This window comes from Hahella sp. NBU794, from assembly GCF_050749805.1.
Taxonomy (GTDB): domain Bacteria; phylum Pseudomonadota; class Gammaproteobacteria; order Pseudomonadales; family Oleiphilaceae; genus Hahella.
On the sequence record NZ_CP192738.1, the window covers coordinates 4,260,111 to 4,274,587 of the forward strand.

Below are 14,477 nucleotides of genomic sequence, written 5' to 3' on the forward strand. Positions count from 1 at the left end.
GCACTGGCGGGCTTTCTGATTTTGAGGAACGCAGAAATAATATTAACCACCAAAGTCGTCTAGCAGAATATTCTCGTCCTCAACACCTAGGTCTTTCAGCATTTTGATAACCGCCGCGTTCATCATGGGCGGTCCGCACATGTAGAACTCACAATCTTCCGGCGCTGGATGCTCCTTGAGATAGTTTTCATACAACACGTTGTGAATGAAACCTTTGTAGCCCGTCCAGTTGTCGTCAGGCAGCGGATCGGAAAGAGCCACATGCCATTGGAAGTTATCATTCTCCGCAGCCAGACCGTCAAAGTCGTCCACGTAGAACATTTCACGACGGCTACGAGCGCCATACCAGAAGGACATTTTACGACTGGTCTTAAGACGCTTCAGCTGATCGAAAATGTGCGCGCGCATTGGAGCCATACCGGCGCCGCCGCCAACGAACACCATCTCAGCATCAGTCTCTTTAGCAAAGAACTCACCAAAGGGTCCGTATACCGTTACCTTATCGCCTGGCTTCAACGAGAATACCCATGAAGACATTTGTCCGGGCGGGAAGTTGGTGCCTGGAGGAGGCGTCGCGATACGGATGTTGAACTTCAGTACGCCGCGCTCTTCCGGATAGTTCGCCATGGAGTATGCGCGAATCACCGGCTCTTTAACGACAGAACGGAAGCGCCACAGGTTGTGCTTGTCCCAGTCTTCACGGAAACGCTCTTCGATTTCAAACTTATCGAAGGTCACGTCGTAAGCTGGCGTCTCAAGCTGAACGTAACCACCCGCGCGGAAGTCAACAACTTCGCCATCCGGCAGTTTCAATACAAGCTCTTTGATGAAAGTAGCGACGTTATGGTTAGACACCACCTCGCACTCCCACTTCTTGACGCCAAAGACTTCTTCCGGCACTTCAATTTTCATGTCCTGCTTAACAGCAACCTGACAGGACAAACGCCAGCCTTCCTTCTCTTCACGACGCGTAAAGTGCGCTCTCTCCGTTGGCAACATGGAGCCGCCGCCGTCGAAAACCTTACATTTACACTGCGCGCAGCTGCCGCCGCCGCCACAGGCGGATGACAGGAACACGCCCTCTCCAGCCAAAGTTTGCAGCAACTTGCCGCCAGCTGGCGTTTTGATTGTGTGATTGGGATCGCCGTTCACCTCAATGGTGACGTCGCCCGAGCTGACCAGTCTTGCGCGCGCCGCCAGAATCACCGCCACCAGTGATAGCACTATGGCGGTGAACATGACTACGCCCAATATGATTTCAGTGTTCATTTGTTATTAACCTTCACCTGTTCGGACCGATTACAGAGAAATGCCTGAGAAAGACATAAAACCAAGCGACATCAGACCTACGGTGATGAAGGTGATGCCCAGACCACGCAGACCTTCAGGAACGTCACTGTATTTCAGCTTCTCTCTAATACCGGCCAAAGCGATGATCGCCAACGCCCAGCCCAGTCCAGCGCCGAAACCGTACACCAGACTCTCTCCGAATGTGTAATCACGCTCAACCATAAACAGGGAGGCGCCCATGATCGCACAGTTAACGGTAATCAGCGGGAGAAACACACCCAGCGCGTTATAGAGCGCTGGGAAGAATTTATCCAGCACCATCTCCAGTATCTGTACGATAGCGGCGATAACGCCGATATAAGTCAGCAACCCAAGGAAACTCAGGTCAACATTAGGCAGCCCCGCCCAGCTCAATGCGCCTTCGCGCAACAAACCATTATAAATGGCGTTGTTAACAGGCACGGTCACAGCCAGTACGACGACAACCGCAATGCCGAGACCAATAGCCGCTTCCATCTTTTTGGACAAAGCCAGGAACGTACACATACCCAGGAAGAAGGCCAAGGCCATGTTTTCAACGAATACCGCCTTGACAAGGAGGCTCAGATAATGTTCAAACATGCTTAAAACGCCTCCTTAACTTTGTGCGCGGACAGTTTGTACTCCGCCGCTTCCACCTGATCCTTCTTCCAGGAACGCAGCCCCCAGATGATCAAGCCGATAATGAAGAACGCGCTTGGAGGCAGCAGCAACAGGCCGTTTGGCTGGTACCAGCCGCCATTAGCGATGGTGGGAAGAATTTCCACACCGAACAGCTTACCGGCGCCCAGCAGCTCACGCACTGTAGCAACTGTAATCAATATAGCGCCGTAACCTGCGCCGTTGCCGATACCGTCAAGGAAGCTCAGTACGGGGCCATTCTGCATGGCGAAAGCTTCCGCACGTCCCATTACGATACAGTTGGTGATAATCAGTCCGACGAATACAGACAACTGCTTGCTGATTTCGTAGGCGTAAGCTTTCAACACCTGATCAACCACAATTACCAGCGACGCAATGATGGTCATCTGTACGATGATCCGGATGTTGCTTGGTATCTGTGAGCGTATCAACGCGATAAAGAAGCTGGAGCTCGCTGTTACCAACGACACCGCGATCGCCATTACGATTGACAGCTTAAGGCTGGTGGTGACAGCCAACGCGGAACAGATTCCAAGAATCTGCAGCGCAATCGGGTTATTGGAGAGAATAGGCTCTAGAAGAACTTTCTTCGGCGTTACGTCAGACATTTCCTGCCTCCCCGGATCTTACCTTTTCCAAATACGTTTTGAATCCGCTCTCGCTCAACCAGTAGTGCAGCAGATTTTCCACGCCGCGGCTGGTGAGGCTGGCGCCAGACAATGCGTCAACAGAGTACTTGGCGTCAGATGAAGAAGGATTCACACCGCCCTTAACGAGACGCACTGCAACATCAAAGTTGTCATCGTACACCTCTTTACCAGGCCATTGCGCTTTCCAGTTAGGGTTGTCGACTTCACCGCCCAGACCGGGTGTTTCGCCGTGCTCGTAGAAGCCCAGCCCCACTACGCTGTCGCCATCCGCTTTCAAAGCCAGGAAGCCGTACAGCGTCGACCACAGACCATAGCCTTTGACCGGAAGGATCACGCGAGTCAGCGCGCCGTTTTCCTTGACCAGATACACTTTCGCGTAACGCTCGCGACGCTTGATGCTCGCCAGGTCTTCAGAAGAATCCAACACTTTGGACAGTTTCGGGTTTTGCGCAGATTTCTTTTGATCAAACGCGTCTACGCTTTCAAAACCGATGTCCTTGGGCTCCACATACAAACCAGTATCCAGGTCGACAATTTTCGGCGTTATCTGAGCAAACTTCTCTTCCACTTCTTTTTTAGTGGGAGTCGCGCTCAACATGCCCGCCGCGCGGAGAATATTCTCTTTCAGGTTCAGTGTTTTATTCTGAATCTGAACCGGCTTCAGCAGTACGACCGAAGCGGATACAAAGATAGAGCAGACGATACACAGCGCCAGCGCGACGATGACCGTCTTTTGAATTGAATCGTTTGACTTAGACACGCGCCAGCCTCCGTTTGATATTGGCTTGAATCACCAGATGGTCGATAAACGGCGCAAACAAGTTGGCGAACAGAATGGCCAACATGATGCCTTCAGGGAACGCCGGGTTAACCACGCGAATCAATACGGTCATCAGGCCAACCAATATACCGAACGCCCACTTACCGGTATTGGTCATGGATGCAGATACGGGGTCTGTCGCCATGAACATCATACCGAACGCGAAACCGCCCAATACAAAATGCCAGTGCGCAGGCACCTGGAACATTTGGTTAGTGTCGGAACCGATAAAGTTCAACAGAGTTGCAGTCGCGGCCATACCCAGGAATACGCCAGCGACGATACGCCAGGACGCAATGCCCATGATCAGCAGTACAGCGCCGCCCAACAGAATCGCCAGCGTAGAGGTTTCACCCACACTGCCCTGCTGGAAGCCAAGGAACGCATCCATCCAGGAAATGTTGGCGGTCAGCGCGTTCAAGCCGCCGGAAGCCGCCACACCCAGAGGCGTCGCGCCACTGAAACCGTCAACAGCAGTCCAGACCGCGTCGCCGGAAATTTGCGCAGGATAAGCGAAGTACAGGAAAGCGCGCCCAGTCAACGCCGGGTTCAGGAAGTTTTTACCCGTGCCGCCGAATACTTCTTTACCGATCACAACGCCAAAGCTGATGCCCAACGCCACTTGCCACAATGGAATGGTTGGAGGACAGGTCAACGCAAACAGAATAGAGGTTACGAAGAAACCTTCGTTAACTTCATGCTTTCTGATCGTCGCAAACACCACTTCCCAGAATCCGCCCACAGCAAAGGTGACCGCATAGATAGGAAGGAAGTAAACCGCGCCATAGATGAAGTTATCCCAGATGCTGGCGGGGTTATTTCCGGCAAGCATGGCGATAATCGCGCCGTGCCAGTCCATATCCATGGTCAGGCCATTAGCCGCGAGGTAGGTGTTGGACTGGTAGCCCACGTTGTACATGCCGAAGAACATGGCCGGGAATACGCAGAACCACACCGTAATCATGATGCGCTTCAAGTCAACGCCGTCACGCACGTGCGTGTTAGCGCTGGTTACTTTGGAAGGCGTATAGAAGATGGTGTCGACGGCTTCGTACAGCGCGTACCACTTCTCATACTTGCCGCCTTTTTCAAATTGCGGCTCGATTTTGTCAAGAAATTCTCTCATTCCCATGCATCAACCCTCTTTCTCAATGCGAGTGAGGCTATCGCGAAGAATAGGACCGTATTCATATTTACCCGGACACACGAAGGTGCAGAGGGAAAGGTCTTCTTCATCCAGCTCCAGACAACCCAGCTTTTGCGCCATTTCTGTGTCGCCGACAATCAGAGAGCGCAGTAGTTGTGTTGGAAGAATGTCCAACGGCATCACCTTTTCATACGAACCAACGGGGACCATGGCCCGCTCGCTGCCGTTCGTGGTGGTGGTGAAGTTGAACAACTTGCCCGGGTTGAGCTTGGAAAGATAAATATTCAACAAGGAGAATTTATTGGAGCCCGGTGACAACCAGCCCATAAATTCACGCTTGTAGCCTTCTTCAAGGCAGGATATTTGATTGGCGTAACGCCCCAGGAAAGCCACGCTGCCTTTCGCGTTACGTCCACCCAGTACGGAACCGGAAATCAGACGCACATCGGAAGACTTCAGTTCGCCTTCAGTCAGCTGGGTTAGCGATGCGCCCGCACGGGTGCGCAGCAGGCGAGGCTTATTGACCATAGGGCCAGCCAATGCAACCACTCTCTCCACAGACTTACGTCCGGACGTGAACAGGCGACCAATAGCGATTACGTCCTGATAACCGATCGTCCAGACAAATTTGGACGCGTTCACAGGATCAAGGTAATGGATATGGGTGCCTGCCAGACCGGCGGGGTGTGGGCCGTCAAACTGTTCCTGCACGGCATTGGAGCCGTTAGGCAGATCGAAGGTGACGCCAGCGCGGGCGCAGACGAAGACTTTGCCGCGGGTCAGTTTGCCCAGAACAGTCAAGCCGTTTTTAAAGTCGGCCTTGGCTTCGTTGATAATGACCGCCGGATCAGCGCTCAATGGGTGGGAGTCCATCGCCGTTACGAAGATGGAGTGAGGCTCAGCGTCAATGGCAGGAGCCTTGCTGTACGGACGCGTTCTCAACGCAGCCCAATCTCCAGAAGCGATCAGGTTTTCAGCAACCTGCTCGCGAGACAAATTGGGCAGTTCCTCGGGGCTGTATTGAGCAAACTGCTCATATTCGTCCCCTTCAACGTCGATGACAATCGACTGAAACACCCTACGTTCGCCTCGGTTCACCGCTGACACTATACCGCTCGCTGGCGAAGTGTAACGGACGCCTTCCGTCTTTTTATCAGTAAATAGAAGCTGGCCGCACTTAACACGATCGCCTACCTTTACTTCCATGGTAGGTTTCATGCCATTGTAGTCAAATCCGATTAAAGCAACCTGGTTTACAGGCTTACCATCTTCAATGACCTGTGCAGGCGCTCCGGCTATCGGAAGATCCAAGCCTTTCTTGATCTTGATCATCAGCCCCGCCTAATCATCAGAATAAATTGATTTACAGCCACCACGAATGCGCTCTTGTGATTGGAATTTAGGATTGCCCTTGTTGGAGGGATGCACAGGATGGCCGACCAAAAAACGCCATAATTATAGTGACGCAAATCCGGATTTTCTACTACGCCGGGCGAGCTTATACGGCCAATCCCCTATTTTTTCAGCGAATTCAGTCATTCAGCGGCCCCGCTGCGGTTTATTACCATCGGATTACAATTATTCAGGCGCATTTCCCAGGAAATACGGCCCACACACACCCTTAGACTTTAGTATTAGAGCACTCGCTCAACCGCTCAATATTTCCGCACCAACAAAAAAGGCGAGCACATTGGCCCGCCTTTTTAACCAGTTGGTCAACCTTTCAGGGTTGATCCAACAGTGGCTCTTTTATCCCATTGTTTTGGGATAGACAGCATAGGTAACGCCCGCCATCTGGTTCACGACGCGAACCACCTGCGCGCTATATCCAGCTTCGTTATCGTACCAAACATACAACACGGCGCGATTGCCATTGACGATAGTCGCCTGCGCGTCGACAACGCCTGCGCGACGGGAACCAACAAAGTCAGTGGACACCACTTCCGGCGAGTTAACGAAGTCAATCTGCTTCTGCAGATCAGAGTGCAGAGACACGTCGCGGAGGTAGCCGTTCAGTTCTTCCACAGATGTATCGCGGCCCAAGTTCAGGTTCAGGATAGCCAGCGACACGTTTGGCGTTGGCACACGGATCGCGTTGCCGGTCAGCTTACCAGCCAGCTCGGGCAACGCTTTGGCGACAGCCTTGGCGGCGCCGGTTTCTGTGATAACCATGTTCAGAGGCGCGCTGCGTCCGCGGCGGCTGCCCTTGTGGTAGTTATCGATCAGATTCTGGTCGTTGGTATAGGAGTGAACGGTTTCCACGTGACCGTCTTTGATGCCGTACTCGTCATTCAACGCTTTCAGCACCGGCGTGATGGCGTTGGTCGTACAGGAGGCCGCTGAAAGAATGCGATCTTCCGCAGTGATCAAATGGTTGTTGATGCCGTATACGATGTTCTTGATGGAGCCTTTGCCAGGCGCAGTCAACAACACGCCCTTGACGCCTTTGCACTCCAGGTGACGGGACAGGCCGGCCTCATCGCGCCATACGCCTGTATTGTCGATAACAATCGCGTTATCGATGCCATATTGGGTGTAATCCACTGCATCCGGGTTATTCGCGTAAATAACCTGAATGTAGTTGCCGTTGGCGATGATAGCGGATTCTTTCTCGTCCACGGTGATCGTGCCCTGGAAGGAACCGTGTACGGAATCGCGACGCAGCAGGCTGGCGCGTTTTTCCAGATCATTGTCCGCATTGCCTTTGCGCACGACAATTGCGCGTAAGCGCAGGTTCGCGCCGCCACCGGCTTTCTCGATAAGAATTCTCGCCAACAAACGTCCAATACGTCCGAAACCGAACAGCACGACGTCTTTGCTTTCTCCGGAAGTCCCCATACTTCCTTCAGCGGCGCATTTCCCAACTACTTCGTCCAGCTCGCGGCGCACGAAATCTTCCAGCGCAACTGTGTCTTTTATTTTTTCATATTTAATAGCGAGCTTGCCGATATCTACGTGAGCGTGCCCAAGTTCCAGCTCGTCCAGCAACTTTAATATAGGATAAGTGTTGTGCACGGACAGTTCATGATCAGCTACCTGACGCACAAAACGGTGCGCTTTTAACAGGCCGATCACTGAACGGTTGATGATTGGGCGACCATATATGGATGTGATGACGTTATATTTTCTGTACAGTCTTCCGATAAGGGGAATCATCGCTTCAGCGACGGTTTCGCGTTCCTTCCATTCCCCAAAACAAGCATCCAATTTTTCTTGACTCACTTTTATGCACCTCTCGTCTGCGCAAATCGGGCGCTCATTATCCCTTTTCAAAACATCCGAAGCAATTTAGGCTCCTTGATTTTTAACGCTTTCCAAGGCGTTTCAGGGCCCTTACACAAGTGGACTGGCTATCACGTTTTCGGGGTTTGGTTGTGATTTTACGAAACAATTGTAGAATGCCCCTTGACTTTAAGGTGGAGATATAAAGTTGACAGAGCGGCGCCAACTTCCTTCAAATTCAACGACTATCAAGTACTGGCCTCAGGCCGTCGGACAGTCAGACGCTTACATTCTGGCGCAGGCGCTCAAAGAGCAAAAACGCCTGTTGGTGGTAATAACACCAGATATGCCCTCGGCGGATCAGCTCGAATCAGCGGTGAAATTTTTTTTAGGGGACGTGAAAAAAAATGAGAACACGCCCCCAATTTTGACCTTACCGGACTGGGAAACCCTTCCTTACGATACTTTTTCGCCTCATCAGGACATTATTTCCCAGCGTATTCAGACCCTGCATAAACTACCGACCTGCGCCAGCGGCCTGCTTATTGTCCCGCTCAGCACCATCATGGTGCGTCTGGCGCCAAAGGAGTTTGTGCAACGCTCCACCCTGATCCTGCGCAAAGGTCAGCCACTCAGGATAGACAGTTATAGATCCGAGCTGGAGCAAGCGGGTTACCGCTGCGTCGATACGGTTTATGAGCACGGGGAGTTTGCCGTCAGAGGGTCGATTTTCGACATATTCCCGATGGGCTCCAAAGCGCCTTATCGTATTGACCTGTTTGACGAAGAAGTCGAAACCCTGCGCCAGTTTGATCCAGAGACTCAGCGCTCCGCTGGACAGGTGGATGAAATCAGTCTGTTGCCTGCGCACGAGTTTCCACTTAACGACGCATCTATCCAGTTATTCAAAGACAACTTCTACGAGAAGTTTCCGGGCGCGTCCCGCAACATTCCTTTGCTGCAAGACATAAGCCGCGGCATCGCCACGCCCGGGCTGGAGTACTACCTAACTCTATTTTTTACTGAGACCGCCAGCCTGCTGGATTATGTGGCCAAAGACGCCTGCTTCGCCCTTTATGATGGGCTGCACGAAAAAGCGCTGCATTTCTGGAAAGACCTTGAACAGCGTTACGAGGATTTGCGTCACGATATTCAGCGGCCCCTCTTACCACCAGCGGATATTTATCTGCGGGTTGATGAGCTGTTTGAGGGACTGAAGCAATTCCCTCGCGCGCAATTCAGCGCCAAGTCCGAGGAAACGGACAAGCCGTTCTCTCCCCTTCCCCACTTGGCTCTGGACGCCAAGAAGGAAAACCCGTTACAGGCTATTGACTGCGCCCAGCAGGACAGCGGTTACAAGATAGTCTTGTGCGCGGAGTCCGCCGGTCGCCAGCAAGCGCTGATGGATACATTCAAGGAGCACGGCAGACCACTGAACTTGTTAGAGTCCTGGGAAGCGTGCCTGAACTCCACCGACCCGTGGAATATCACGGTGGCTGAGCTGGCGAAAGGCTTCGCTGATAACGAAAACCGGATTCTGGTCGTAGCGGAAGCTGATCTGTATGAAGGCAGAGTCCTGCAGCGGAGACGACGCAAGCGGACTCAGGAAAGCCCGGAAAACATCATTCAGAACCTGACCGAGCTGAAGCTTAATGCGCCGGTTGTGCATATCGATCACGGCATCGGCCGCTATAAAGGCCTGCAGTCACTCGAAGTGGACGGCCAGAAACAGGAGTTTCTGGTGCTGGAATACGCCAATGAAGCCAAGCTGTATGTACCGGTATCCTCTCTGCACCTGATTTCCCGCTATGCCGGCCTTGACGATAATCTGGCGCCGATTAACAAACTCGGTACGGATCGCTGGTCCGCCGCTAAGCGTCAAGCAGCGGAGAAGATTAAAGACAGCGCGGCGGAGCTGCTGGATATTTACGCCAAGCGCGAACTGCACAAAGGCTACGCCTGCCCGCCGCCGGATGAGCATTATCGCGCCTTCTCTGCCGCCTTCCCGTTTGAGGAAACGCCGGATCAGGCCACGACGATCAACGCAGTCCTACAGGACATGATGAAGCCACGCCCCATGGACCGGCTCGTCTGCGGCGATGTGGGCTTCGGCAAAACGGAAGTCGCCATGCGCGCCGCCTTCCTCGCCGCGCATGCAGGACGCCAGGTGGCGATACTCACGCCAACCACACTGCTTGCGCAACAGCATTTTCAGTCCTTCCAGGACCGCTTCGCCGACACCGCAATCAACGTCGAACTGATTTCCCGCTTTCGCAGCGCTAGCGATATAGAAAAAGTCAAAGACAAACTATCGGAAGGCAAGGTCGACATTCTCGTCGGCACCCATAAACTGCTGCAGAAAGACATCCAGTTTAAGAATCTCGGCCTGCTGATTATCGACGAGGAGCATCGTTTCGGCGTGCAGCAAAAGGAGAAGGTTAAATCTCTGCGCGCCAACATCGATATACTCACACTGACCGCCACGCCGATACCGCGCACCCTGAACCTTTCCTTTCAGGGCGTCCGCGATTTGTCGATTATCGCCACCCCGCCGGAGAAGCGCCTGTCCGTCAAAACCTTCGTACAGGAACACAGCAACAGCATTATCAAAGAAGCCGTGCTGCGGGAAATTTTACGGGGCGGCCAAGTGTTCTGCCTGCACAATGAGGTTAACACTATCAACAAAGCCGCGGCCGAGTTGCAGGAGATGGTTCCGGATGCGCGCGTGGCTGTCGCCCATGGCCAGATGCGTGAGCGTGAGCTGGAAAAGGTCATGTCGGATTTTTACCATAAGCGCTTCAATGTGCTGATGTGCACTACCATTATTGAAACCGGTATCGACATTCCCTCCGCCAACACCATTATCATCGAACGCGCGGATAAATTCGGCCTGGCGCAGCTGCACCAGCTGCGGGGCCGGGTCGGCCGCTCTCATCACCAGGCATACGCCTACCTGTTGACCCCTCCGCCACGCAACCTCACTGAGGACGCCAAGAAAAGGCTGGACGCCATTAGCAGCGCTCAGGATCTCGGCGCAGGGTTCACCCTGGCCACCCACGATCTGGAAATTCGCGGCGCAGGGGAATTGCTTGGCGAAGAGCAAAGCGGGCATATCCAGAACATTGGCTTCACGCTTTATCTGCAATTGTTGGATGCGGCGGTCAAAGCCATGCGCGAGGGCAAAGAGCTGGATCTGACCCAACCTCTCGATCAAGGTTGTGAAGTCAATCTGCGTTTGCCCGCACTGATTCCCGACGACTATCTGCCGGATGTTCACAACCGTCTGATCCTGTATAAACGCGTCGCCAGCGCCAAGGATGAGGACGCATTGCAGTCTCTGCAAATTGAGATGATTGACCGCTTTGGCCTCTTGCCTGACGCAACCAAAAATCTGTTCCGCCAGGCTCGCCTGAAATTGACCGCCGACAGGCTGGGCATCGCTCGAATTGATATCGGCGCCAGGGGCGGCGTGATCGAATTCAACGCGAAGACCACCATCGAACCGATCAAACTGGTCAATCTCATCCAGCGTGAACCCAAGCACTATAAATTGGACGGAGGCTCCAAGTTACGCGTCACTCGCTCACTGGAGGACAAGGAAGACCGTATGCAATTCGTGGAAAAACTTCTGAAGTCCTTCGCTCCCGCCCGCGCATAACCCTGCCGGGCGGCCCCGGCGCCAGGGAAATGTAGTATACTTTGTGAGGGTTTGTTGATGGATGGCCACTTCCCCATTGGCGCCATCAACCCGCCCTAGCTTTTATTCCCTGGCGCACGCCTTCCAATCACAAAACAAAAGAAGTTGTCCAAATAAATGCTATTTTGCCGAACACCTCAACTTTGCCCTTTTTCAGCGCGAAGCATTGCACTCTTTCTCACGCTGTTTCTTGGGCTTATGTCTTCCAGCCTGCGCGCCTATGCAGGGCTTTATCAAATCGACCTCATCATGTTCAAAACCCCCGTGCCGGAAGGGGAAGAAAACTTCGAATATTATCCCGTCGATTACAATCCCGAAGCACCGCTTCTGGTGGACTTCACACCGCTGAGCAGTCTGCAGAAACAGGCGCTCGGCGCAAACCAGACACTGTTAAAGTGGATCGCCAACAACCTTGACCGTCGCTCTGGTTATCAGGTTGTCTGGCATAAATCCTGGGTCTCGAATCTCGCGTACAACCAAGATACGCCCGTGCGCATTTTTGATACGGAAAGATTGGGCGAGGGCTATAGCATAGAGGGCGTGGTGAGCCTGTCACGCACTCGTTACCTGCACACCACGATTGATTTATCTCTGGTGGAGTGGAGGCAAAAACAGCCAGGCGGCGCTATGGATGACATGTTTACGCCCTTCCCCGAGCAAACGGGCGCCGCCAATGCGCTCACGCCAATGCCGCAAAACACGCCGGGAGCAAAAGTAACCGCACCCGACAGCGAGGAGCCGTTCATGGAAGAGGCCTTCAGAGGACTTGAGCCTGTCGCCCGCTACCGCAACCGACAATCACGCCGCATGCGCAGCGGCGAGGTCCACTATCTGGATCATCCTGTCGTGGGCGTACTGGTCAAAATTATCCCGGTCCGTAATGTGCGCATCCAGACTTCCGTCGACACCGCAGAAGGCAACCTGGCTGGCGAGGACGAGAAAGAGTCGGAAGAAAGCGAAACCAACAGTCCAACGGAAGACTGATATAACATACACAAGTTAGACGGCTTTGAGCATCCAATAAAAAAGCGGGGTAATTTCCCCGCTTTTTTCATTCAACGATCAGCATGTATAACGCACAACGCAGAAGGTCAGCTCTCTGCAACCAGCGCCGCCAGCAGCTGCTTCACATATCCCATACCCTGATCAATCGCCTCATGGATTTCTTCCATAGTGATGATATTTTCGCTGACGCCCGCCGCCGGATTAACGACCAGGGAAATACAGGCATAAGGGACATCCAGCTCGCGCGCCAACGCCGCTTCCGGCATTCCCGTCATACCAACGATGTCACAGCCGTCTTGTTTCATGCGGCGGATTTCCGCCACCGTCTCCAGGCGCGGTCCCTGGGTAGCGCCGTAAACGCCAAAGTTGCTGTGTTTAACGCCCAAGGCGGTCGCCTTTTCACAAATCAGTTTGCGCAGCGCTTCATCATAGGGGTAGCTGAAATCGATATGGGTGACATGGTCGATATCGCCCTGAAAATAAGTATGCTCGCGCCCATAAGTGTAATCGATCACCTGGTCAGGGATGCACACATGGGTCGCCCCCATATCCGGATGAATGCCGCCTACGGCGTTTACCGCCAGGATGCCTTTGGCGCCCGCTTCTTTCAGCGCCCAGATATTAGCGCGGTAATTCACTTCATGAGGCGGGATTCGATGCGGATTGCCGTGACGCGCCAAAAACAGCACCTCCTTCCCTTGCAACTGTGCGCGTACGATATCCGCCGAGGGCGCCCCCCAGGGCGTATCAATCTTATCCTGCCCCTTGATTTCCAGACCTTCCAGCTCAGTCAGTCCAGTGCCTCCGATAATGGCGTACATGTCATTCTCTCCGATCTTGTAAACTGTCTGCTTCTTTCAACACTTTCAGTTGGTCCGGCAAATGCACCGTTTGCGTTGGAAACGCCACTTCCGCGCCGTGCTGCTGAATAATATCCATCACTTTGATCAGCACGTCCTGCTTGACCTCATGGTACTTGATCCAGTTGGTGGTCTTGGTGAATGTGTAGATAAAGAAGTCCAGAGATGACGCCGCAAAAGCATTGAAATTGACAATCATGGTCTGGGTTTCATCTATTTCATCGTGCTCCGCCAACATGGCTTTCACCTGCTCCACAATCACCGGCACTTGTTTGAAATCGTCATAGCGAACGCCGATAGTCTCGTAGATACGACGGTGAGTCATTCGGGAAGGGTTCTCCACCGAGATCGTAGTAAAGGTGGAATTGGGCACATACAACGGACGCTTGTCGAAGGTGCGAATACAGGTCAGACGCCAACCGATCTGCTCTACTGTTCCCTCAATGTTTTTGTCTGGAGAACGAATCCAGTCCCCCACGGAGAACGGACGGTCCAGATAGATCATCAGGCCGCCGAAAAAGTTGGCCAGCAAATCCTTGGCGGCAAATCCCACTGCAATGCCGCCGATACCCCCAAACGCCAGCACCCCGGATACGCTATAACCCAGGGTCTGCATGATAACCAGCGCCCCGGTAATAATGATGGATGCGCGCAGCAGTTTGCTGATCGCCGACATGGTGGTCTTGTCCATGGGCTGTTTCATCTTGTCCGGCGACACCAGAATTTCTTCCGCGCCTCTGACGAAACGGATCAGGAACCAGATAATCAGCACGATGACGCCGATAGCCCGGATAATATCCACCGCCTCAAATACGACTGCACCGGTTTCCCGCTGCGCCACTTCCGCCGCCCAGGAAAGCCCGATCAGCCAGATGAATACCCCAAGCGGCTTGGCGCCGGCGTCCAGGAGCGTGTCATCCCATAAGTTCCGGGTTTTCGCCAGCTGACGCGCGATTCGCGCCGTTACTTTATGGCACAAATAATTGGCGACCAGGGTTACGAAGACGATGAGAAACACCCGCACAATCCAATGCATGGAATCGTCGGCAAACCCCAACCAAGAACTCGCTTCACTCCAGGACACAACTTCCCCCTATCGTTACGT

At 53.3% G+C, this 14,477-nt stretch carries 11 protein-coding genes; 2 read left to right on the forward strand and 9 right to left on the reverse strand.

Annotation, left to right across the window (positions count from 1 at the left end):
* Positions 1 to 42: 42 nt before the first annotated feature.
* From nqrF to ACQYWX_RS18560, 7 genes are all read right to left on the reverse strand, one after another.
* Entirely contained in the window at positions 43 to 1,269 is a 1,227-nt protein-coding gene (gene nqrF, locus ACQYWX_RS18530; RefSeq protein WP_216735582.1) for an NADH:ubiquinone reductase (Na(+)-transporting) subunit F, read from the reverse strand.
* Positions 1,270 to 1,299: 30 nt separating this feature from the next.
* Entirely contained in the window at positions 1,300 to 1,911 is a 612-nt protein-coding gene (gene nqrE / locus ACQYWX_RS18535; RefSeq protein WP_127971532.1) for an NADH:ubiquinone reductase (Na(+)-transporting) subunit E, read from the reverse strand.
* A 2-nt stretch (positions 1,912 to 1,913) separates the two neighbouring features.
* Positions 1,914 to 2,579: an NADH:ubiquinone reductase (Na(+)-transporting) subunit D gene (locus ACQYWX_RS18540; protein ID WP_127971534.1), complete on the reverse strand. Its 666-nt coding sequence runs from the start codon at positions 2,577 to 2,579 to the stop codon at positions 1,914 to 1,916.
* Positions 2,572 to 3,381, reverse strand: a complete 810-nt coding sequence (locus ACQYWX_RS18545) for a Na(+)-translocating NADH-quinone reductase subunit C (protein WP_127971536.1) — start codon at positions 3,379 to 3,381, stop codon at positions 2,572 to 2,574. The genes ACQYWX_RS18540 and ACQYWX_RS18545 overlap by 8 nt, the downstream gene beginning before the upstream one ends.
* Entirely contained in the window at positions 3,374 to 4,573 is a 1,200-nt protein-coding gene (locus ACQYWX_RS18550; RefSeq protein ID WP_127971538.1) for an NADH:ubiquinone reductase (Na(+)-transporting) subunit B, read from the reverse strand. The genes ACQYWX_RS18545 and ACQYWX_RS18550 overlap by 8 nt, the downstream gene beginning before the upstream one ends.
* Before the next feature lie 3 nt (positions 4,574 to 4,576).
* Positions 4,577 to 5,920 carry a Na(+)-translocating NADH-quinone reductase subunit A gene (locus ACQYWX_RS18555; RefSeq protein WP_431685901.1) on the reverse strand — a complete coding sequence of 448 codons (1,344 nt, stop codon included), beginning with the start codon at positions 5,918 to 5,920 and terminating at the stop codon, positions 4,577 to 4,579.
* A 417-nt stretch (positions 5,921 to 6,337) separates the two neighbouring features.
* A complete protein-coding gene (locus ACQYWX_RS18560) occupies positions 6,338 to 7,810 on the reverse strand; it encodes a glyceraldehyde-3-phosphate dehydrogenase (protein ID WP_431685902.1) in 1,473 nt (490 codons plus the stop codon).
* Between the two features lie 208 nt (positions 7,811 to 8,018).
* Between ACQYWX_RS18560 and mfd the strand changes: the two genes are divergently transcribed.
* Together mfd and ACQYWX_RS18570 are read left to right on the forward strand one after the other, a co-directional pair.
* The gene (mfd, locus tag ACQYWX_RS18565) at positions 8,019 to 11,468 is read left to right on the forward strand and encodes a transcription-repair coupling factor (RefSeq protein ID WP_431685903.1); all 3,450 of its coding nucleotides are present in this window, start codon (positions 8,019 to 8,021) and stop codon (positions 11,466 to 11,468) included.
* A gap of 237 nt (positions 11,469 to 11,705) precedes the next feature.
* A complete protein-coding gene (locus ACQYWX_RS18570; protein WP_431685904.1) occupies positions 11,706 to 12,491 on the forward strand; it encodes a peptidoglycan binding protein CsiV in 786 nt (261 codons plus the stop codon).
* A gap of 107 nt (positions 12,492 to 12,598) precedes the next feature.
* Here the strand turns inward: ACQYWX_RS18570 and ACQYWX_RS18575 are convergent, their stop codons facing one another.
* Together ACQYWX_RS18575 and ACQYWX_RS18580 are read right to left on the reverse strand one after the other, a co-directional pair.
* Positions 12,599 to 13,333 (reverse strand): S-methyl-5'-thioinosine phosphorylase, encoded by a 735-nt coding sequence (locus ACQYWX_RS18575; protein WP_431685905.1) that lies wholly within the window; start codon positions 13,331 to 13,333, stop codon positions 12,599 to 12,601.
* A gap of 1 nt (position 13,334) precedes the next feature.
* A complete protein-coding gene (locus ACQYWX_RS18580) occupies positions 13,335 to 14,456 on the reverse strand; it encodes a mechanosensitive ion channel family protein (protein WP_431685906.1) in 1,122 nt (373 codons plus the stop codon).
* Positions 14,457 to 14,477: the final 21 nt, after the last annotated feature.

Excerpts from the sequence above, each read along its gene's own strand:
- nqrF (WP_216735582.1), bottom strand. The coding sequence starts at position 1,269 with ATGAACACTGAAATCATATTGGGCGTAGTCATGTTCACCGCCATAGTG.
- nqrE (WP_127971532.1), bottom strand. The coding sequence starts at position 1,911 with ATGTTTGAACATTATCTGAGCCTCCTTGTCAAGGCGGTATTCGTTGAA.
- ACQYWX_RS18540 (WP_127971534.1), bottom strand. The coding sequence starts at position 2,579 with ATGTCTGACGTAACGCCGAAGAAAGTTCTTCTAGAGCCTATTCTCTCC.
- ACQYWX_RS18550 (WP_127971538.1), bottom strand. The coding sequence starts at position 4,573 with ATGGGAATGAGAGAATTTCTTGACAAAATCGAGCCGCAATTTGAAAAA.
- ACQYWX_RS18555 (WP_431685901.1), bottom strand. The coding sequence starts at position 5,920 with ATGATCAAGATCAAGAAAGGCTTGGATCTTCCGATAGCCGGAGCGCCT.
- ACQYWX_RS18570 (WP_431685904.1), top strand. The coding sequence starts at position 11,706 with ATGTCTTCCAGCCTGCGCGCCTATGCAGGGCTTTATCAAATCGACCTC.
- ACQYWX_RS18575 (WP_431685905.1), bottom strand. The coding sequence starts at position 13,333 with ATGTACGCCATTATCGGAGGCACTGGACTGACTGAGCTGGAAGGTCTG.